The sequence below is a fragment of the Ottowia pentelensis genome (assembly GCF_964341695.1).
In genome coordinates this window covers 139,329-158,836 of the sequence record NZ_OZ224513.1, presented here as the reverse complement: position 1 = coordinate 158,836, position 19,508 = coordinate 139,329, and the positions used below count along the sequence as shown (strand labels likewise).

General features: G+C 69.7%; 24 protein-coding genes. 15 read left to right on the top strand and 9 right to left on the bottom strand.

Going from position 1 to position 19,508, the window contains the following annotated elements; all coding sequences use genetic code 11:
* Positions 1-25 precede the first annotated feature (25 nt).
* A complete protein-coding gene (locus tag ACWHMB_RS00755) occupies positions 26-262 on the top strand; it encodes a type II toxin-antitoxin system Phd/YefM family antitoxin (protein ID WP_377483677.1) in 237 nt (78 codons plus the stop codon).
* Positions 259-645 (top strand): type II toxin-antitoxin system VapC family toxin, encoded by a 387-nt coding sequence (locus tag ACWHMB_RS00750; protein WP_377483675.1) that lies wholly within the window; start codon positions 259-261, stop codon positions 643-645. The genes ACWHMB_RS00755 and ACWHMB_RS00750 overlap by 4 nt, the downstream gene beginning before the upstream one ends.
* 3 nt (positions 646-648) lie before the next feature.
* Here ACWHMB_RS00750 and fghA read toward each other — a convergent pair whose 3' ends face one another.
* The 3 genes from fghA to ACWHMB_RS00735 all read right to left on the bottom strand — a co-directional run bounded on the left by fghA (position 649) and on the right by ACWHMB_RS00735 (position 3,341).
* Positions 649-1,482 carry an S-formylglutathione hydrolase gene (gene fghA / locus ACWHMB_RS00745; RefSeq protein WP_377483673.1) on the bottom strand — a complete coding sequence of 278 codons (834 nt, stop codon included), beginning with the start codon at positions 1,480-1,482 and terminating at the stop codon, positions 649-651.
* Between the two features lie 78 nt (positions 1,483-1,560).
* Complete coding sequence (locus ACWHMB_RS00740) at positions 1,561-2,232, bottom strand: NAD(P)H-binding protein (protein WP_377483671.1); 672 nt, start codon at positions 2,230-2,232, stop codon at positions 1,561-1,563.
* The gene (locus ACWHMB_RS00735; RefSeq protein WP_377483669.1) at positions 2,229-3,341 is read right to left on the bottom strand and encodes an S-(hydroxymethyl)glutathione dehydrogenase/class III alcohol dehydrogenase; all 1,113 of its coding nucleotides are present in this window, start codon (positions 3,339-3,341) and stop codon (positions 2,229-2,231) included. The genes ACWHMB_RS00740 and ACWHMB_RS00735 overlap by 4 nt, the downstream gene beginning before the upstream one ends.
* A gap of 258 nt (positions 3,342-3,599) precedes the next feature.
* Here ACWHMB_RS00735 and ACWHMB_RS00730 point away from each other — a divergent pair, with 258 nt between their 5' ends.
* A complete protein-coding gene (locus ACWHMB_RS00730) occupies positions 3,600-5,129 on the top strand; it encodes a lyase family protein (protein ID WP_377483667.1) in 1,530 nt (509 codons plus the stop codon).
* A gap of 1 nt (position 5,130) precedes the next feature.
* On the opposite strand, the gene ACWHMB_RS00725 is transcribed toward ACWHMB_RS00730, so the two are convergent.
* Together ACWHMB_RS00725 and ACWHMB_RS00720 are read right to left on the bottom strand one after the other, a co-directional pair.
* The gene (locus ACWHMB_RS00725) at positions 5,131-5,712 is read right to left on the bottom strand and encodes a hemerythrin domain-containing protein (RefSeq protein WP_377483665.1); all 582 of its coding nucleotides are present in this window, start codon (positions 5,710-5,712) and stop codon (positions 5,131-5,133) included.
* 83 nt (positions 5,713-5,795) lie between these two features.
* Positions 5,796-8,270, bottom strand: a complete 2,475-nt coding sequence (locus ACWHMB_RS00720; RefSeq protein ID WP_377483662.1) for a heavy metal translocating P-type ATPase — start codon at positions 8,268-8,270, stop codon at positions 5,796-5,798.
* 120 nt (positions 8,271-8,390) lie between these two features.
* Here ACWHMB_RS00720 and ACWHMB_RS00715 point away from each other — a divergent pair, with 120 nt between their 5' ends.
* From ACWHMB_RS00715 to ACWHMB_RS00675, 9 genes are all read left to right on the top strand, one after another.
* Complete coding sequence (locus tag ACWHMB_RS00715) at positions 8,391-9,011, top strand: class I SAM-dependent methyltransferase (protein ID WP_377483660.1); 621 nt, start codon at positions 8,391-8,393, stop codon at positions 9,009-9,011.
* A 131-nt stretch (positions 9,012-9,142) separates the two neighbouring features.
* Positions 9,143-9,475, top strand: a complete 333-nt coding sequence (locus ACWHMB_RS00710) for a YnfA family protein (protein WP_377483658.1) — start codon at positions 9,143-9,145, stop codon at positions 9,473-9,475.
* A gap of 92 nt (positions 9,476-9,567) precedes the next feature.
* Positions 9,568-9,768, top strand: coding sequence for a heavy-metal-associated domain-containing protein (locus tag ACWHMB_RS00705; RefSeq protein WP_377483656.1), 201 nt, complete (start codon positions 9,568-9,570; stop codon positions 9,766-9,768).
* Positions 9,769-9,875: 107 nt separating this feature from the next.
* Positions 9,876-10,298 (top strand): Cu(I)-responsive transcriptional regulator, encoded by a 423-nt coding sequence (gene cueR / locus ACWHMB_RS00700; protein ID WP_377483696.1) that lies wholly within the window; start codon positions 9,876-9,878, stop codon positions 10,296-10,298.
* A 153-nt stretch (positions 10,299-10,451) separates the two neighbouring features.
* A complete protein-coding gene (locus ACWHMB_RS00695; protein ID WP_377483654.1) occupies positions 10,452-10,952 on the top strand; it encodes a Spy/CpxP family protein refolding chaperone in 501 nt (166 codons plus the stop codon).
* A gap of 487 nt (positions 10,953-11,439) precedes the next feature.
* Positions 11,440-12,177, top strand: a complete 738-nt coding sequence (minC, locus tag ACWHMB_RS00690; protein ID WP_377483652.1) for a septum site-determining protein MinC — start codon at positions 11,440-11,442, stop codon at positions 12,175-12,177.
* Between the two features lie 235 nt (positions 12,178-12,412).
* On the top strand, positions 12,413-13,228 hold the full coding sequence (gene minD / locus ACWHMB_RS00685; protein ID WP_447648407.1) for a septum site-determining protein MinD: 816 nt from the start codon (positions 12,413-12,415) through the stop codon (positions 13,226-13,228).
* A 3-nt stretch (positions 13,229-13,231) separates the two neighbouring features.
* Positions 13,232-13,525, top strand: coding sequence for a cell division topological specificity factor MinE (gene minE / locus ACWHMB_RS00680; protein ID WP_377483647.1), 294 nt, complete (start codon positions 13,232-13,234; stop codon positions 13,523-13,525).
* 124 nt (positions 13,526-13,649) lie between these two features.
* Entirely contained in the window at positions 13,650-14,324 is a 675-nt protein-coding gene (locus ACWHMB_RS00675) for a hypothetical protein (RefSeq protein WP_377483645.1), read from the top strand.
* Between the two features lie 20 nt (positions 14,325-14,344).
* On the opposite strand, the gene ACWHMB_RS00670 is transcribed toward ACWHMB_RS00675, so the two are convergent.
* Positions 14,345-14,572, bottom strand: coding sequence for a hypothetical protein (locus ACWHMB_RS00670; RefSeq protein ID WP_377483643.1), 228 nt, complete (start codon positions 14,570-14,572; stop codon positions 14,345-14,347).
* Between the two features lie 340 nt (positions 14,573-14,912).
* On the opposite strand from ACWHMB_RS00670, the gene infA reads away from it, so the two are divergent.
* Positions 14,913-15,182: a translation initiation factor IF-1 gene (gene infA, locus ACWHMB_RS00665; protein ID WP_377483641.1), complete on the top strand. Its 270-nt coding sequence runs from the start codon at positions 14,913-14,915 to the stop codon at positions 15,180-15,182.
* 244 nt (positions 15,183-15,426) lie between these two features.
* Here infA and ACWHMB_RS00660 read toward each other — a convergent pair whose 3' ends face one another.
* Entirely contained in the window at positions 15,427-16,518 is a 1,092-nt protein-coding gene (locus tag ACWHMB_RS00660) for a 3-deoxy-7-phosphoheptulonate synthase (protein ID WP_377483639.1), read from the bottom strand.
* Positions 16,519-16,581: 63 nt separating this feature from the next.
* Entirely contained in the window at positions 16,582-16,824 is a 243-nt protein-coding gene (locus ACWHMB_RS00655) for a 4Fe-4S binding protein (protein WP_377483637.1), read from the bottom strand.
* A 69-nt stretch (positions 16,825-16,893) separates the two neighbouring features.
* Here ACWHMB_RS00655 and ACWHMB_RS00650 point away from each other — a divergent pair, with 69 nt between their 5' ends.
* Complete coding sequence (locus ACWHMB_RS00650) at positions 16,894-17,181, top strand: acylphosphatase (protein WP_377483635.1); 288 nt, start codon at positions 16,894-16,896, stop codon at positions 17,179-17,181.
* 8 nt (positions 17,182-17,189) lie between these two features.
* On the opposite strand, the gene ACWHMB_RS00645 is transcribed toward ACWHMB_RS00650, so the two are convergent.
* On the bottom strand, positions 17,190-17,774 hold the full coding sequence (locus ACWHMB_RS00645; RefSeq protein ID WP_377483633.1) for an NnrU family protein: 585 nt from the start codon (positions 17,772-17,774) through the stop codon (positions 17,190-17,192).
* Between the two features lie 118 nt (positions 17,775-17,892).
* Here ACWHMB_RS00645 and ACWHMB_RS00640 point away from each other — a divergent pair, with 118 nt between their 5' ends.
* Positions 17,893-19,497, top strand: a complete 1,605-nt coding sequence (locus tag ACWHMB_RS00640; RefSeq protein ID WP_377483631.1) for an AMP-binding protein — start codon at positions 17,893-17,895, stop codon at positions 19,495-19,497.
* Positions 19,498-19,508 lie beyond the last annotated feature (11 nt).

Here is a 19,508-nt window from a genome sequence, read left to right as displayed (position 1 = left end):
ATAATGACGCACTCAAGGAGCGCCCATGTCCACCGTCATCAACGTCCACGAGGCCAAGACCCAGTTCTCCCGCCTGCTCGAACGCGTGCACGCGGGCGAGGAAATCATCCTGTCCAAGGCCGGCAAGCCCTACGCCCGCATGGTGCCCTTGGCGCCCGTGGCCGCGCGTCGCCAACCGGGCCGCCTGAGCGGGTTGGCGCTCGATGCCGGGTTCTTCGACCCGCTGCCCGAGGAAGAGCTGAGCGCCTGGGAGCGCGAGTGAAGCTGCTGCTGGACACGCATGCCCTGCTCTGGTGGTGGCTGGACAGCCCGCAATTGCCGGCCAGCGCGCGCGCCCTGATGGCCGATGAGGCCAACCCGGTCTTCGTCAGCGCGGCCAGCGCCTGGGAAATCGCCACCAAGCACCGCCTGGGCAAGCTGCCCGGCGCCGAGGCCGTGCTGCCCCGCTTTCACGACCTGCTGCAGGCCGATGGCTTCCAGCATCTGCCGATCACCTGGGCGCATGCCGTGCGGGCCGGCGGCTACGAATTGGCGCACCGCGATCCGTTCGACCGCATGCTTGCCGCGCAGGCCGAATGGGAGCAGTTGACCCTGCTCACGCGCGACCCGGCCTTCGCGCTGTTCGACACCCCGGTGGCCTGGTAGGCCTCAGCCGCGCAGCGCCGCCGCGTGGTGGGCCACGTGCTCGCCCATGAAGCTGGCGATGAAGTAATAGCTGTGGTCGTAGCCCGGCTGCATGCGCAGCGTGATCGGGTGCCCCGCCTTTTCGCACGCGGCCTGCAGCAGGTCGGGGCGCAGCTGCGGCAAAAATTCGTCGGCCTCGCCCTGGTCGATCAGCAGGGGCAGGCGCTCGGCGCGGGCTTGGGCGATCAGCGCCGCCGCGTCCCAGTCGGCCCAGACCTTGGGGTCGCTGCCCAGATACGCGGTCAGCGCCTTTTGCCCCCAGGGCACTTGCGCCGGTGCGGCGATGGGCGCGAAGGCCGACACGCTGCGGTAGCGCCCCGGGTGGCGCAGCGCGGTGACCAGTGCCCCATGCCCGCCCATGCTGTGGCCGAAGATGCCGCGCGCCTGCGTGGCGGGAAAGTGCTGCTCGATGAGCGCCGGCAGCTCCTCGGCCACGTAGTCCTGCATGCGGTAGTGCGCCGCCCACGGCTGTTGCGTGGCGTTGACGTAGAAGCCCGCGCCCTGGCCCAGGTCGTAGGCCGCGTCGTCGGGCACGCCGGGGCCACGCGGGCTGGTGTCGGGTGCCACCACGATCAGGCCGTGCTGCGCCGCGTATTGCTGCACGCCCGCCTTGGTGATGAAGTTCTGCTCGCTGCAGGTCAGGCCCGACAGCCAGTACAGCACCGGGCAGCGCTCGCCGGCCAGCGCCTGCGGCGGCAGGTAGATGCCAAACTTCATGTCCGTGCCGGTGCTCGCGCTGGCGTGCTGCCAGACTTCCTGCCGGCCCTTGAAACTGGCGTGGTGTTCGATGCGTTCCATGAAGCGCTCCTGCATTCAAGTTCAAAGTCGGCTGGGTCGAGGCACGAAACCCAGCGAGGGCGCGAGAGACTCGCTGGGTTACGCTGCGCCAACCCAGCCTACTGTGGCGCCCTGCATGGCGCCCGACGGCAGCACCACGCGGCCCTGCGCGCTGGGCACCTGCCGGCACAGCGCGGCCGCCACGTCGGCGGCGTCGATGGCGCGCAAGTTGGACGGGATCAGCGGCCGCAGCAGGGCGTCCAGCCGCGCCCAGCGCAGCTCGCCGGCGCGCACCGGCTGGCTCAGCACGGCGCGGTCGCCGCGCAGCATGGAGGGCCGGGCGATCACCAGCGCGTCGAAGCCCAGCGCGGCCAGCGCGTCCTCCAGCTCGCCCTTGACGCGGCTGTAGAACACGCTCGACTTTGCTCTCGCGCCCATGGCGCTGACCAGGCCCGTGCGGCGCGCGCCGGCGGCCTGGGCGGCGCGCGCCACGGCCAGGTTGGCGTCGAAGTCCACCGCCCGAAACGCCGCCTGGCTGCCCGCCTGTTTGATGGTGGTGCCCAGCGCCAGATACACCTCGTCCACCGGCGGCAGGGCGGGCAGGGCGGCGAAATCGACGACGTGCATGTGCAGCTTGGGATGCGTCCAGTCCAGCGATCGGCGCGCCAGGCCGTGCACCTCGGCCACCGTCGGCTCGGCGCACAACTGCTGCACCAGGCAGCGCCCGACCAGGCCGGTGGCGCCGGCGACGGCGACGCGCCGTGAGGTCATGCGTAATGCACCACCGAGCGGATCGACTCGCCCGCGTGCATCAGCTCGAAGGCGCGGTTGATCTCCGTCAGCCCCATGGTGTGGGTGACGAAGGGCGCCAGCTGGATCTTGCCGCTCATGGCGTCTTCCACCATGCCCGGCAGCTCGCTGCGCCCCTTGACGCCGCCGAAGGCCGTGCCCAGCCAGCGCCGACCGGTGACCAGCTGGAACGGGCGGGTGCTGATCTCCTGCCCCGCGCCGGCCACGCCGATGATCACGCTCTGGCCCCAGCCGCGGTGCGCGCATTCCAGCGCCGCGCGCATCACGTTGACGTTGCCGATGCACTCGAAGCTGTGGTCCACGCCCCAGCCCGTCATCTCGACGATCACCTGCTGGATGGGTTTGTCATGGTCCTTGGGGTTCACGCAGTCGGTGGCGCCGAAGGTCTTGGCCAGCGCGAACTTGTCGGGGTTGGTGTCCACCGCGATGATGCGCCCGGCGCCGGCCAGCTTGGCGCCCTGCACCACCGCCAGGCCGATGCCACCCAGGCCGAACACCGCCACGCTGTCGCCCGGCTGTACCTTGGCCGTGTTCTTGACGGCGCCCAGGCCGGTCGTCACGCCGCAGCCCAGCAGGCAGACCTGCTCGGGGTTGGCGTCGGGGTTGACCTTGGCCAGCGAGACCTCGGCCACCACCGTGTATTCGCTGAAGGTGCTGCAGCCCATGTAGTGGTAGATGGGCTGGCCCTGGTAGCTGAAACGCGTGGTGCCGTCGGGCATCAGGCCCTTGCCCTGGGTGGCGCGCACCGACACGCACAGGTTGGTCTTGCCCGACTTGCAAAACAGGCATTCGCCGCATTCGGCGGTGTACAGCGGAATCACGTGGTCGCCCGGCTTCACGCTGGTGACGCCCGCGCCGCACTCGACGACGATGCCCGCGCCCTCGTGGCCCAGCACGGCCGGAAAGACGCCTTCCGGATCCTCCCCGCTCAGGGTGAAGGCGTCGGTGTGACACACGCCGGTGTGGGTGATCTTGATCAGCACCTCGCCCTTCTGGGGCGGGGCCACGTCGAGCTCGACGATCTGCAGGGGTTGGGCGGCCTCGAAGGCCACGGCGGCACGGGATTTCATGGCGTGTTTCTCGCTGGCTGGCAGGGAACGTTCGGGGCGCCCGGCGGTGCGGCTGCGCCCGTCCGAAACCGGCAAGCCTAACCCATGCCGAGTGATGCCGGGGCAGCGCGGCGCGATGCCCTTGCCGGCTAAACTATTCAATTGATAGCTACTCGCGCTTGATGGACGCCCGCTACAGGCCTATTTGATTCGAATTGTTCGAGCGCGCGCAGCGTGCCGCCTCCGTAGAATCACGCCATCACCCCCGACGGAGGCCCCATGAAACCCACCCTTCGCGCCCGGGCCGCAGCGGCCGTGCTGGCCCTCGGCGCCGCGTCGGTGCCGGCGCAGAGCGCGCCCGACGCGCCGCGCGACCCCTTCTTCTGGCTGGGCGAAATCAACAAGGCCTCGCTGGTCATCAACAGCGAGCAGGGCCTGCTCGATCCGGCCATCGCGCCGCTCTTGGCGGCCGGCCTGGCCCGGGTCATCGCCGACGGCAATCGGCCCGGCGCCAAGCGCCCCGCCACCGTCATCCGCTTCGAGCCGCTGATGATCGCCGCCGCCGGCGAGGACGTGACGCTGCTGCACGCCGGCCGCTCCAGCCAGGACATGCACGCCACCTACCGCAGCGCCATCCTGCGCGACAAGCTGCTGCAACTGGCCGAGCAGCTGGACCAGACCACGAGCACGCTGGTCGACCTGGCCGACAAGAACCGGGACGTGGTGGTGCCCAACTACACCAACGGCGTCGCCGCGCAGCCCAACAGCTACGGCCACTACCTGCTGGGCCATGCCGCCGGGCTGCTGCGCGACGCCCAGCGCATCCGCGAGACCTATGCGCGCATCGACCGCTCGCCCATGGGCACCACGGTGCTCAACGGCACCAGCTGGCCGCTGGACCGCCAGCGCATGGCGCGGTTCCTGGGCTTCGAGGCGCTGGTGGACAACGCCTACGATGCCGCGCAGATCTCGTCCATGGACCAGCCGGTGGAAGTGGCCGGCATCGTCACCAGCCTGGCCCTGCGCACCGGCAACTTCGTGCAGGACGTGATGACGCAATACGCCGAGGCGCGGCCCTGGATCCTGCTGCAGGAAGGCGGCGGCAACACCTACATGTCCAGCGCCATGCCGCAAAAGCGCAACCCCGGCCTGCTCAACGACACGCGCAGCGAGGCCTCGACCACGGTGACGCTGGCCATGGGCCCGATCATCCAGACGCACAACATCACGCCCGGCATGGCCGACCCCAAGAGCGTCCAGCAAAACAGCGCCATGGTCGACAGCGCCATCGCCACCCTGCGGCGCTGGCGCCGCGTGCTGAACGCCCTGGTGCTCAATCCGCAGCGCGCGCTGGAAGAGCTCAACAGCGACTGGACCGCCTCGCAAGAGCTGGCCGACGTGCTGATGCGCAAGTACCGGCTGCCGTTTCGCGACGGCCATCACTTTGCGTCGGAAGTCGTGTCCTACGCCCGCGCGCACGACATCAAGCCGCTGGACTTTCCCTATGCGCAGGCGCGCCGCATCTACGCCGAGGCGATGCAGGATTCGAAGTACGGCCAGGAGCTGCCGATGAGCGAGGCCGAATTCCGCGCCACGCTCGACCCGGTGGCCATCGTCAACAACCGCGCCACCCGCGGCGGCCCCCAGCCGGTCGAGATGCAGCGCATGCTGAAGGAGGCGCGCGAACAGCTGGCGGCGCAGGGCGCGTGGATCGCGGCGCGGCGCACCCACATCGACGCCTCGCTGGCCGCGCTCGATGCGCGGTTCGACGCCATCGCCGCCCAGGCGCTGGCGTCGCCGGCGAAATGACTCAGCTGCCCAGCCCGATCGGCGCCGGCGCCGCCATCACGATGCGTGAGAACAGGCGCTCGTAGTCCTTCTCGGGCGCGTAGTGGCCGGTCAGCGGGTCGCGGTTGGCCTCGAAGGCGGCGTCCAGCGCCTGCCAGTCCTCGGCGGTCAAATGCTTGACGGCGGCGGGCAGAATTTCCTGCTCCTCCAGGTGCATGTGCGACAGGTACAGATCGACATAGCGCGTGAAGGCCTTGGTGAAGGCCGCGCGCCGGCTCTCGCCCATCAGCTCCCACGCGATCAGCAGGTGCTGCAAATCGCGCACCGCCTTTTCGGTGTATTCGTGGTCGTGGTCCAGCCGGGCGATGGCGGTGGCCGTGTCGGGTGCGGCCTTGAGCACGCGCGGAAACAGCAGCTCGGTCTCCTTGGGGTGGTGCAGGCGCTCGGGAAACTCGTCGATGTAGAACAGCATGGCGCGCAGCACGTCGAAAAAGCCGCGCGCATCGTCCTGCGGTCCGCGCTCGACCAGCATGCGGGTGGACTGCAACATGGCGGCCAGCGACGAGTGCTCGTCGCGGATGATTTTCAGGCTGCTGGGGGTCATGGCAAGGGCTCCAGGATGAAGGCCCAGTCTAGGGGGCGCGCGCAGCCCTGTCCCTGACCTGGATCAAGTCTGCGCGCCGCGCCTCAGGCCGGCGGGCGCCAGCGCCGCAGCAGCAGCGCGTTGCTCATCACGCTGACCGAGGACAGCGCCATCGCCGCGCCGGCCAGCACCGGGTTGAGGTAGCCCAGCGCCGCCAGCGGAATGCCGGCGGTGTTGTAGACGAAGGCCCAGAACAGGTTCTGCCGGATCTTGGCCACCGTGCGGTGCGACACGTCCAGCGCCGCCGCCACCAGCCCGACGTCGCCGCGCATCAGCGTGATGCCCGCCGCGTGCATGGCCACGTCGGTGCCGCTGCCCATGGCCATGCCGACGTCGGCCGCCGCCAGCGCCGGGGCGTCGTTGACGCCGTCGCCGACCATGGCGACGATATGACTGCCCCCACGCTCCCCCGCTGCGCGAGGTGCGCTGCCCCCCAAGGGGGCGCTCGCCGCCTTCGGGCGGCCGGGCGGCGGCTCGGGGTGCCCCGCAGGCCGCAAGGTATTGCTCCCTCTCCCGCGCGCGGGAGAGGGTTGGGGTGAGGGCCGGGGCGCAGCCTGGGCCGCGGCGCCTTGCAAGGCCCGCCCACCCTCACCCCTGCCCGCTCCCGCCAGCGGGAGAGAGGGAAGATCGCCCCGCTGCAGCGCCCGCACCGCCTCGGCCTTGTCGCCCGGCAGCACCTCGGCCAGCACCTCGCCGGCCTCGGGGCGCAGGCCCAGGCGGCGCGCCATGGCCTCGGCGGCGCCGCGGTTGTCGCCCGAGATCATCACCGTGCGCACGCCCTGCGCGTGCAGTTGCTCGATGGCCGCGCGCGCCTCGGGCTTGGGTTCGTCGCCGAAGGCCAGCAGGGCCAGGGCACGCGGCGCGGGGTCGCCGTCGGCCTGCACGGTCAGTATCGAAACCGTAGCGCCTTGCGCTTGCTGCGCCTGGGCTGCAGCCTCGAAAGGCTTTAAATCGACGCCCAGCTCGCGCATCCAGCGCTGGCTGCCGATCAGCACGCGCCGACCGCCGACGACCCCATCCGTGCCATGGCCCGGCACGGCGCGCACGTCTTGCGGCGCATCGATCGCCACGTCACGCGCCTTGGCCGCCGCCAGCACGGCGCGCGCCAGCGGGTGCTCGCTGCCGCTTTGCAGGCTGGCGGCCAGGCGCAGCGCGTCCAGCTCGTCGGCGCCTGGCGCCGGCGCCAGGGCCAGCAGGCGCGGCTTGCCGACGGTGAGCGTGCCGGTCTTGTCGAAGGCCACCGTGTCCACGCGGTGCGCCACTTCCAGCGCCGCCGCGTCCTTGATCAGGATGCCGAACTTGGCCGCCACCCCCGTGCCGGCCATGATGGCCGTGGGCGTGGCCAGGCCCAGCGCGCAGGGGCAGGCGATCACCAGCACCGCCACGGCGCGGATGATGGCCGTCTCCAGCCCCGCGCCGGCCCACCACCAGCCGACGAAGGTCAGCAGCGCGATGCCGATCACCACCGGCACGAAGATGCTCGACACCTTGTCCACCAGCCGCTGCACCGGCGCCTTGGCCGCCTGCGCGTCTTCCACCAGGCGGATGATGTGCGCCAGCACGCTCTCGCTGCCGGCGGCCGTCACCTGCAGCACCACGCGGCCCTCGCCGTTGATCGAGCCGCCGGTCAGCGCGTCGCCGGCGCCCTTGGCCACCGGCAGCGGCTCGCCCGTCAGCATCGACTCGTCGACCTGCGTGGTGCCTTCCAGCACCGTGCCGTCGGCGGGCACGCGCTCGCCGGGGCGCACCGCCAGCCGGTCGCCGGCACGCAGCTCGTCCACCGGAATATCTTTCTCCCCCTCGAAATCAATCAGGTGCGCCCGCTCGGGCCGCAGCGCATGCAGCGCGCGGATGGCGGCCGTGGTCTGGTGCTTGGCGCGCGACTCCAGCCACTTGCCCAGCAGCACCAGCGTCACCACCACCGCCGCGCTTTCAAAATAAAGGTGGGCGTGCTCGCCATGGCCCGAAAACAGCCACAACCACACCGACAGCGCCCAGGCTGCCGTGGTGCCCAGCGCCACCAGCAAATCCATGTTGCCCGTGCCCGCCTTCAGCGCATGCCAGCCCGCCTTGTAAAAACGCGCGCCCAGCCAGAACTGCACCGGCGTGGCCAGCACGAACTGCAACCAGGCCGGCGGCATCCAGCTGACGCCGAACGGCAGCAGCAGCATCGGCAACACCAGCGGTGCGCTCAGTGCCAGCCCCAGGCCCACCGGCGCGAAACCGGCCCAGGGCGAGGCGCTGGCGGCGTCGATGGCGGCGTTGGCCGCGCGCGGCTCGTAGCCGGCATCGCGCACCGCGCGCCGCAGCTGCGGGGCCAGGTCGCCGGCGCTGCCCGCCAGCGTGATGCGCGCGCTCTCGGTGGCCAGGTTCACCGCCGCCTGCTGCACGCCCGGCACCTTGGCCAAGGCTTTCTCCACCCGGGCCACGCAGCTGGCGCAGGTCATGCCGCCCACGCCCAGATCCATCGTCGAAAGTGCGTTTGAAGTGTTCATGGCCGGCAGTCTGAGGCTTTCCATGATGGGAAGGTCAAGACCCTTGCGCGGCAACGCGCGCCCTTGGGCAAAATATCCGCGACCGGGCCGCCCGGAGTCCGATCGGCCATCGCCGGACGCCGGCCCTCGAAACCTGGAGGATGCATGCCTTCAAAGCAACATTGGGAACACGTCTACGCCGCCAAGGCCACCGACGCGGTGAGCTGGTACCAGGCCCACGCCGAGCACTCCCTGCGGCTGATTCGCGACACGGGCCTGCCACGCACGGCGGCGCTGATCGACGTCGGCGGTGGTGCCTCGACCCTGGTGGACGACCTGCTGGCCGAGGGCTACCAGGACCTCAGCGTGCTCGATCTTTCCGCCGCCGCCCTGCAGGCCGCCCAGGCGCGCCTGGGCCCGCGCGCCGGCGCGGTGAAATGGCGGGTGGCCGACATCACCCGGGCGGTGCTGCCGGTCCATGCCTATGCGCTGTGGCACGACCGCGCCGTGTTCCACTTTCTGACCGACCCCCAAGACCGCCAGGCTTACGTCCAGGCCGTATTGCGCGCGGTCAAGCCCGGCGGGCACGTCATCGTCGCCACCTTCGCCGAAGACGGCCCCCTGCAGTGCAGCGGCCTGCCGGTCGTGCGCTACCGCGCCGACCAGCTGCACGCCGAGTTCGGCGACGCGTTCGAGCTGCTGGCGCACGAGCGCGAGGTGCACCACACGCCCTTCGGCACCGTCCAGCCCTTCACCTACTGCTACTGCCGCAGGGCCGTTTCGTGAGCGAAAACGCCTGCCGCACGCTCGGCATCGGGTTGCTTTCGCACCCGGATTTTTCGGCGTGTCTGTCCCACAGGGACGCCATCGAACGTTTGGGGCGGCATGCCTGATCGCCGACCCGTGGAGGACAGCTCGTGGACATCCTGAAAGTGCTTGGCCTGTTCATCGTGACGGCCCTGGCCGAAATCATCGGCTGCTACCTGCCCTACCTGTGGCTCAAGCAGGGCCGCAGCGCGTGGCTGCTGCTTCCGGCCGCCGCCAGTCTGGCGGCCTTTGCCTGGCTGCTGAGCCTGCACCCCCAGGCGGCTGGCCGAACCTATGCGGCCTATGGCGGTGTCTACATCGGGGTCGCCATCGTCTGGCTCTGGGCGGTCGAGTCCATTCGCCCCTCGCTCACCGACTGGATCGGCGTATCGGTCTCGCTGCTGGGCATGCTGATCATCGTGTTCGGCCCCCGGCACGCCTGAGCGCGCGTCAAACGCTTGACACCAGCCCTTGACATTCCCACCGTGTCAAGCTTCAAGATGCAGGCTTCAACCCCTTTTTTGGAGCTTTCACCATGGATCAAACCTTCACCGTCACCGGCATGACCTGCGGCCACTGCGAGGCCGCCATCAAGCGCGCGCTGGCGCAGGTCGACCCCGCCGCCCAGGTGCAGATCGACCGCAGCCAGCAGCGCGTGCAGGTGCAGGGCAGCCAGCAGCCGCGCGAGGCCCTGGCCGCCGCCATCCGCGAGGAAGGCTACGAAGTCGCGGCATGAGCACGCACGCGTTTCGCACCGCGGCCGAGCGTCGTGACTCCTTGAGCGCCGCACGGCCGCCCGAAGGCGCGAAGACCCCCTCGGGGGGCAGCGCAACAGGCGCAGCCGTGGAGCGTGGGGGCCTTGATACCGGCCCCATCAACATCGGCCAGGCCGCGCGCGCCTCGGGCGTGTCGGCCAAGATGGTGCGCCACTACGAGTCGCTGGGCCTGCTGGGCGCGGTGGCGCGCACCGACAGCGGCTATCGCCAGTACCGCGCCGCCGACGTGCACACGCTGCGCTTCATCAAGCGCGCGCGCGACCTGGGCTTTTCCATGGCCGAGATCGCCGAGCTGGTCAGCCTGTGGCACGACCAGGGCCGCGCCTCGGCCAGCGTCAAGCAGATCGCCAACGCGCACGTGGCCGAGCTTGAAAAACGCATCCAGGCCATGCAAGACATGCGCCGCACGCTACAAAATTTGGTTCAGCACTGCCACGGCGATGCGCGCCCCGAGTGCCCCATCCTGGACGATTTGTCGGGCGGCCGCTGACCTGGCCAGCGCCCAACTTTACGCAAGCCATACCGGCCGGCGATGGGCCCGAAACAGCGGCGCGCCAGACTTGCCTGCAAGCCGGTGACGTCTCCGAGGCGCGCATCGGCCTTCGCATCAACGCCTCTGGACTTTGTGCAAAGGAAACCTGCCATGACCCGCACCCATCCCATCCTGCTCGCCACCCTGCTGGCCGCCGCCAGCACCTGGTCGCTGGCGCAAACCGCACCCGCCCCGGCCACCGGCCCGGCCGCCACGGCCCAGGCCACGCAGTCCGACGGCACCCGCGCCCAGCGCTGGGCCGAGCGCCGCGCGCAGCGCCAGGAGCAGCTGAAGGCCGCGCTCAAGCTGAGCCCGGCGCAGGAAGGCGCCTGGAGCACCTACACCGCCGCCATGCAGCCGCCGGCGCAACGCCCCGCGCGCATGGACCGCGCCGAGATGGCACAGCTGACCACGCCGCAACGCATCGAGCGCATGCAGGCCGTGCAGGCCGAGCGCCAACAGTTGATGAACCAGCGCCTGGACGCCGTCAAGTCCTTCTACGCCCAGCTGACGCCCGAGCAGCAGAAGGTGTATGACCAGCAAAGCCTGCGCCGTGGTGACGGCTATGGCCATGGTCCGCGCATGCACGGGGAACGCGGCATGCACCGCTGATCGCGCCGGTATCTCCCCTCCAGGCGCCCGCCGGCCTTCAAAGCCGGCGGGCTTTTTCGTGCCCGACCCGTATCGCCCGGGCCGAAACGACTTATGCACAAACTGTGTATATCGCCTGAGCAATGCCGATCTTGTCCACAGATCGGTCGAAAACCAGGGACTTGTCCCCGTCGCCAATGCATCGCCAGCGAGGCTTTTGCACAAGGCGCCAAGGCAGGCAAGTCATTGTCCATCAAGGACAAACCCAGTTTCATCCCCAATCGGCAGGGCTTCTACTACGACTACCAATCTGAAATACCAGTCCATCAGGGAACAGCCGGGAACCGCCCATTTCGCTTTTTCACCTCGCGCCGCACCGGCATCTCATTTCAAAAACAAACGCCTTCGGCACCCCGAGGGCCGCTGGTAAGATCGGTCCGCTTTTGCCCCGCCGCCGTCCCAGTCAGGCGCTCGGCGCGCAGCGGCGATATCACCTCTCGCTCATCCCATGTCCGTTGCCCTTGCCGGCCGCAGCCCCGCCACCTTCGAGATCAAGAGCGCCAGCCTGCCGCTGCTGGCGCTGCGCCTGAAGTCGGTCGACCTGGACGCCCTGGCGCAGGAGCTGCAGGCGCACTACGGCGACATGCCGGATTTTTTTGCCGACGACCTGCTGGTGGTGGATCTGTCGGCCCTGCCGGCCGACAGCGCCGAGGCGCCGCTGGATTTCGCGCGCCTGACGGCGCTGCTGCGCACGCATCGCCTCAAGCCCATCGGCGTGCGCGCCGGCAGCGCGGCGCAGCGGGCCGCCGCCACCGCGGCCGGCCTGCCGGATGCGCCCGACATGCGCCTGCCGCAGGCCTCCGCGCCCGCCTCGAGCGCGCCGGCCGATCTGCCCGCCCCCGGCGCGCTGGTGATCGACAAGCCGCTGCGCTCGGGCCAGCAGGTGTATGCGCGCGGGCGCGACCTGGTGCTGCGCGCCATGGTCAACCCCGGCGCCGAGGTGATTGCCGACGGCCACATCCACGTCTACGCGCCGCTGCGCGGGCGCGCCATCGCCGGCGCGCGCGGCTGGGCCGAGGCCTGCATCTTCGCGCGCGCCATGCAGCCCGAGCTGGTGTCGGTGGCCGGCGTGTACCGCACCAGCGACGAGCCGCTGCCCGAATCGGTGTGGGGCCACGCGGCCACGGTGTCGCTGCGCAGCAGCGAGGCGGGCGACACGCTGATCTTCGAGCCCATCACCGACTGAAACAGCCGGACGCAGAGGACGCGAAGATCACGCAAAAGACGCAAAAGGATTCAATTTTTCAATCAAATTGACTTCCAGCGCTCCCAATAGGGGCGCTGTGTGCTATAGTTTTTAAAGCAATCGGTTCGACTTTTTCCGCGCCTTCCGCGAATCCCTTGCGTCCTCTGCGTTCGGCTGTTTTTGACGACCGAGTTTCCCTTCAACCGTTTCAGCACAAACCAAGGCTGCTTTCGACATGGCAAGAATCGTCGTCGTGACTTCCGGCAAGGGCGGGGTGGGCAAGACCACCACCAGCGCCGCCTTCGCCTCGGGCCTGGCGCTGGCCGGCCACAAGACCGCCGTAATCGACTTCGACGTCGGCCTGCGCAATCTCGACCTCATCATGGGCTGCGAGCGGCGCGTGGTGTACGACCTGATCAACGTCATCCAGGGCGAGGCCAACCTCGCGCAGGCGCTGATCAAGGACAAGAACTGCGAGAACCTCTACGTGCTGGCCGCCAGCCAGACGCGCGACAAGGAAGCGCTGACGCAAGAGGGCGTGAAGAAGGTGCTGGACGAGCTGGCCGGGATGGACTTCGAGTACATCGTGTGCGACTCGCCCGCCGGCATCGAGTCGGGCGCGCTGATGGCCATGCACTACGCCGACGAGGCGCTGGTGGTGACCAACCCCGAGGTCTCCAGCGTGCGCGACTCCGACCGCATCCTGGGCATGCTGGGCAGCAAGACGCAGCGCGCCATCGACGGCAAGGAGCCCGTCAAGGAGCACCTGCTGATCACGCGCTACAACCCCAGCCGCGTGGCCGACGGCCAGATGCTGAGCCTGGAGGACATCCAGGACATCCTGCGCATCAAGCTGATCGGCGTCATCCCCGAGAGCGAGGCGGTGCTGCAGGCCTCCAACCAGGGCCTGCCCGCCGTGCACCTGAAGGGCACCGACGTGGCCGGCGCCTATTCCGACGTCATCGAGCGCTTTCTGGGCGCCGACAAGCCCATGCGCTACGTCGAGGCCGAGAAGCCCGGCTTCTTCAAGCGCCTGTTCGGGGGGCGCTGAGCGATGTCCTTCCTGTCCTTTTTTCTCGGCGAGAAGAAAAAGACCGCCAGCGTCGCCAAGGAGCGCCTGCAGATCATCCTGGCGCACGAGCGCGTGGGGCGCAACGCGGCCGAGCCCGACTACCTGCCCGAGCTGCAGCGCGAGCTGATCGCCGTCATCGGCAAGTACATCAAGATCGATCCCAAGGACATCAAGGTCAACCTGGAGCGCCAGGACGACCTGGAGGTGCTGGAGGTCAAGATCGAGCTGCCCGAGAAGGCCGACCGGCCCGGCAAACTCAGCGTGCAGACGGGTTGAGATGCCTCGGGCCCGGACCGGCCGCACCAGGCGCCGCGTGGGCCCGTGCAGCGGCGCCGACCCCGGTAAGCTTCGCCGCCGTCATGACCGTATCATGGGCATCCAGCGCGCCTGAAACCCGGTCATGTCATCCGATTCCCCCATCGCCACCGAAGCGCCCCGGCGCCCGCCCGAGCCCGCCCGCGAAACCGGCTGGCCGCGCTGGATCGCCGTGCTGGTGGCCCTGGGGCTGCTGCTGTTCGGGCTGAAGGCCTACCAGTGGCTGCAGGGCTACGTGGCGCAGCGCCATGCCCTGGCGCGGCAGGAGACCCCGGCGCTGGCCGAGCCGCAGGCCAGCCTGGTGCCGACCGCCCCGACCGCCACGCCCAACGCCGAGGCCGAACCGATCGCCCCCGCCGTCACCGGCGAGGCCGTGCACCGCTGCCTGCGCCCGGATGGCCAGATGGTGCTGACCAACCAGGCCTGCCCCAGCGGCAGCCGGCCCGAAGCCGCGCCGCCCGCCGCGGACCAGCGCCCGCCCGCCGCCGCGGCCATCCGCTGGGCCGGCGACGATCCCAGTCTGCACGACGCCACCTGCCATTACCTGACGGCCGAGATCGAGCGCCTGGGCTACGAGTTTCAGCAGCCGCTGCCGCCGCCGGTGATCGACGGGATCTCCACCCGCCTGTCCACCCTGCGCGGCGAAAGTGCCCAGGGTGGCTGCGCGCCGCTGCCCAAGCCTGCGGCGGCGCCGGGCGAGCGCTCGTCGCACAAGGTGCTGACCGAGCGCAACAACGCCGCGCCCAAGGCGCGGCGTTGAAGGGGCGCGGGCGCCCCGGGTCAGGGGCGCGGCTTGGATGCCGGGCCGCTGCTCGGCCCGAAGCTGCTTTGCGCCGCCTTGGGCGCCGACGCCGGTGCGCTGGCGGGGACGGCCGGCGCCGCGGCGCTGCGCGTGCTGGTCGCCGCCGGCCGGCTGGGTGCCGGTGTCTGGGCCGATGCCGGCAGGTTCCAGGCCATCGCGGTGGTCATGACGACGGCGGCGGCGGTGCGGGCGAGTGGCTTGCTCATGTCGGGATTCCTTTCGGTCGGTTGAACATGAGCCCCAGTTTGCCGCCATTCGCTGTTACAACAACGGCGCTGGTGTTGGCCTTGTAACGGTGTGAATGCACACTAACTTGACATTTTCCAACCACCGTCCGCCGCCGCGTCGGCACCACCGCCCCCGCCCCGGCGGGCGCCGTGCGATGGCGAAAACGCCCCGCGCGCGTTAAAATGCCCGGTTCAACCGACTGGGGGTCAGTCGTTGGCGCCATGCCTTCGCCGTCATCGGGAGTTGCAGCAAACCACCCACTGCAGCGCACACCGCAGCCCGCAAACCCCAATGCACGGACGCACAAGGAGCATTCACATGGCCAAGGAAGAACTGATTGAAATGCAGGGCATCGTCAACGAGGTGCTGCCCGACACGCGCTTTCGCGTCACGCTGGACAACGGCCACGAACTGGTGGCCTATTCGGCCGGCAAGATGCGCAAGAACCACATCCGCATTCTGGCCGGCGACCGCGTGACGCTGGAGCTCTCGCCCTACGACCTGAGCAAGGGCCGCATCAGCTTCCGCCACCTGGAGCGCCGCGGCCCGCCGCCCACCGGTGGCAACCCGCAGCGCCGTCGTCGCTGAAGTCAGCCCCACCCCCGTTGCTCCACTCGCTGCGCGATGTTTCGGCATCCCCCCTCGAAGGGGGCATCGCCAGTGACCGGGGAAACCCCGGCCACGGCGATTGCTGGCATGGCCTGCTCCGCGGCCCCTCGGCTCTTTCGGTTTCATGCACTTCGAATGGTGTTGGCCGCCGCTACTGTTTTTAAGAACTTTTTGCCGCTGGCGCGCATGGGGCAAGCGCGGACAGCTATAAAAACAAGAGTAATCAGCGGGTCCTGGCGCGCCGCGACCGCACCGCGTCGGCCAGCGCGTGCAGCACCGGCACCGTCTGCTCGAAGCCGATGCAGGCGTCCGTCACCGACACTCCGGGCTTGAGCGGCTGGCCCGCTACCAAGTCCTGCCGCCCCTCCTGCAGGTTGCTTTCGATCATCACGCCCACGATGCGCGCGTCGCCCGCCGCCAGCTGCGCGGCGATGTCGCGCGCCACCTCGATCTGCCTTTGATGCTGCTTGCTGGAGTTGGCGTGCGAGCAGTCGATCATCACCTGCTCGCGCAGCCTGGCGGCCTTCAGCAAGGCGCAGGCCGCGTCCACGTCGGCCTTTGAATAATTGGGCTGCTTGCCGCCGCGCAGGATGACGTGGCAGTCGGGGTTGCCGCGCGTCTCGAACACGGCGGCCTGGCCCATCTTGGTCAGGCCCAGAAAGGCGTGCGGCGCCTCGGCGGCGACGATGGCGTCGGCCGCCACCTTCACGCCGCCGTCGGTGCCGTTCTTGAAGCCCACCGGGCAGCTCAGGCCGCTGGCCAGCTGGCGGTGACTGGGGCTTTCGGTGGTGCGCGCGCCGATCGCGCCCCAGCTCACCAGGTCGCTGATGAACTGCGGGCTCAGCAGGTCGAGAAACTCGGTGCCCACGGGTAGGCCCAGCGCCAGCACGTCCAGCAGCAGGCGCCGGGCCAGGCGCAGGCCTTCGTTGATGGCATAGCTGCCGTCCAGGTGCGGGTCGTTGATGTAGCCCTTCCAGCCCACGGTGGTGCGCGGCTTTTCGAAGTACACGCGCATCACCACGATCAGCTCGCCGGCCAGCGCGGCGGCCTCGGCCTGCAGGCGCCGCGCATAGTCCAGCGCCTCGTCGTGGTCGTGGATCGAGCAGGGGCCGACCACCACGATCAGCCGGTCGTCCTGCCCGTGCAGCACGCGCGCCAGCGCCGCGCGGCTGGCCTCGACCAAATCGCTGGCGGCCGGCGGCGCCGGCAGCCATTCCTGCAACAGCGCGGGGGTGATCAGCGGGCGCACCGCGCCGATGCGCACGTCGTCGATGCGGGTGCTGTCCAGGGTGCCGGGGGCTTCGAATTCGGGCATGGTGAAATTTTCAGTCAATTGTGCTTCTGGCGCCCGTGGATCAAGCGCAAACAGCTATCAAAATCATACTTCATCGGGCAGCGGACTCCGCTTTTCGCGCCGCACCATGGCGATGGCGTCGAACGGGCAGCGCACCGCGCACAGGGCGCAGCCGGTGCAGCCGTCGGCATCGTCCAGTGTCGAGATCTTGACGCCGCCGCGCGGATGCAGCGACAGCACGTGCGGCGGGCACACCGCCACGCACCAGCCGCAGCCGGTGCAGCGTCCGGGGTCGATCACCGGCAGGGCCAGGCCGCGCGCTTGCATGGTGCGGCCATTGTCGCGGCTGGCGGCCGCGTGCGCCCCCGCGCCACGGCATGCCTATCATGGCGTGTCATGCAAGCCGAGCCGATTTCCCGCCACCTGCGCATCGAAGGCCGCGTGCAGGGCGTGTTCTACCGCGCCAGCCTGATCGACGAGGCGCGCCGCCTGGGCCTCACGGGCTGGGTGCGCAACCGGCTGGACGGCAGCGTCGAGGCCGTGGCGCAGGGCGCGCCCGAGGCCGTGCAAGCGCTGATCGACTGGGCCCGGCGTGGCCCGCCGCGCGCGCAGGTGAGCGCGGTGCGGGTCAGCCCGGCACCGGTCCAAGCGGGTGCGGGTTTCGAGCAGCGCGACACCGTCTGAACGGGGCTTCAGGCGCGCGGAAACGGCGCCACCCCGATCCAGGCCGCGTGCAGCCAGAAGGCAAACACCGCCCAAGCGACCACGCCGACGAGCACCGCGATCGCGGTCGGGCCCATGGTGCCCGGTGCATACACGGTGCCCAGCGCCCGGTCGCGCCGGCGCGCGGCGCGAAAGTCCAGCACCGCCCACAGCAAGAAGGCGCCGAACAGCACCAGATCGGCCAGCGTGCCCGTGGCCAGCAGGTGGCCGAAGGCCCACAGCTTCACGCCCAGGATCATCGGGTGGTGCAGCCGCGCGCGAATGCGGTTGCGCGGCACATAGGCCGCCGCCACTAGGATGAAGGCCGCCAGCGTGAACAGCGAATTCAGGTGCTTGAGCATGGCCGGCGGGCTCCACAGCACCACCGGCAGCAGGCGCGCCTGCGCAAAGCCCCACACGATCAGCGCGAAGCCGATCAGCGAGAGGGCGGAGTACAGCCCCTTCCAGCCCATCTCGCCCCACCGTGCGATGCCGCGCGTGCGCCAATCCTCGGCAAAGATGCGCACCGAATGCACGCCCAGAAACACGATCAGCCCCAGCACCAGCATTCCCATCTTGCGCTCCTGTTGTGCGCCATGGCGCGTGGCGCGCATTATGGGCTGTCGCCCAGACGCTGACGCGCCTCTTCGGCAAGTGGCACCATGCCTCCGATCCCTTCAAGGAGCGTCCACCATGCCCAACCCCGACCAGCCCCTGCACGAGCACCTGCGCCAGCACGCCCGCACCCGCCCCGAGCGCCCGGCCCTCATCTGGTACGGCGCCACCCTCACGTGGGCCGAGCTGGACCGCGCCAGCGACGCCTTTGCCGCGCGCCTGCAGGCGCTGGGCGTGCAAAAGGGCGAGCCGGTGCTGCTGTATCTCAACAACTGCCCGCAATACATCGTGGCGCACTACGGCATCCAGAAGATCGGCGCCATCGTCTGCCCCAGCGGGCCGCTGAACAAGGCGCACGAGCTGGGCTACCAGGTGGGCGACCTGCGGGCGCGCGTGATCGTGGCCGCCAGCGAGCTGCTGCCGGTGGTGGAGCAGGTGCGCCCCGGCAGCACGCTGCAGCACGTGTTCGCGGTGCACTACGCCGACCTGCTGCCCGCGCAGCCCACGCTGGACTTGCCCGCCGAGCTGCTCGCCGCGCGCCAGGCGCCGCGCCACATGCCCGCCGGCTGCGAAGACTTCGAGGCCGTGATGCGCCAGGACGCGCGGCCCGCGCCGGTCGATCTGAGTCTGGACGACGTGGCGTTGATGACTTACACCAGCGGCACGACGGGCCTGCCCAAGGGCGCCATGCTGAGCTACGGCAACGCCCTGTTCAAGACACGGGTCACGGCGCAGACGGCCGAGCTGGGCGCGGACGACGTGGCGCTGTCGGTGGCGCCGCTCTACCACATTGCCGGCATGCTGATGGCGGTCAACACCCCCGTGCTGGCGGGCGCCACGCAGGTGCTGCTGTTTCGCTTCGACCCGCTGGCCGTGCTGCAGGCCATCGCCCGATACCGGGTCACGCACTGGTACTCCATCGCGCCCATGAACCCCGCCTGCATGCAGGTGCCGGGCGCCGAGCGCTACGATTTGAAGAGCTTGCGGCGCAACCCGGTGACCAGCTTCGGCATCACCTTCACCGAGCCGCTGGCGCAGCAGTGGCAGGCCTTCATCGGCGGCGCGTGCATCAGCTGCGAGGCGGCTTATGGCCTGAGTGAAACGCACACCATGGACACCGGCATGCCCTTTCACGCCATCCGCTGGGGCACGCACGGCAAGCCCATGCCCGGCGTCCGCATCCGCATCGTCGACCCCGACACCGGCGCCGAGCGGCCGACGGGCGAGCTGGGCGAGATCATCCTGCTGTCGCCCGGCAACTTCAAGGGCTACTGGAACAAGCCCGAGGCCACCGCCGCCACGCTGAAGAACGGCTGGGTGCACACCGGCGACATGGGCAAGCTCGACGCCGAGGGCTACCTGACCTTCATCGGCCGCTTCAAGGAGATGATCAAGGTCTCGGGCTACAGCGTGTTCCCCGAGGAGGTCGAAACCATCCTGATCAAGCACCCGGCGGTGGCGCAGGCCGCCGTCATCGCGCAGGCCGACCCGGACAAGGGCGAGGTGGTCAAGGCCTTCATCGTCAAGAAGCCCGGCGCCGACGTGACGGCCGAGGCGCTGATCGCCTGGTCGCGCGAGAACATGGCCTTGTACAAGGCGCCGCGCCACGTGCGCTTCATCGACGCCCTGCCGGCCACGGGGGCCGGCAAGGTGCTGCGGCGGATGTTGAAGGATGTGGATTGACTGCAGCAGCC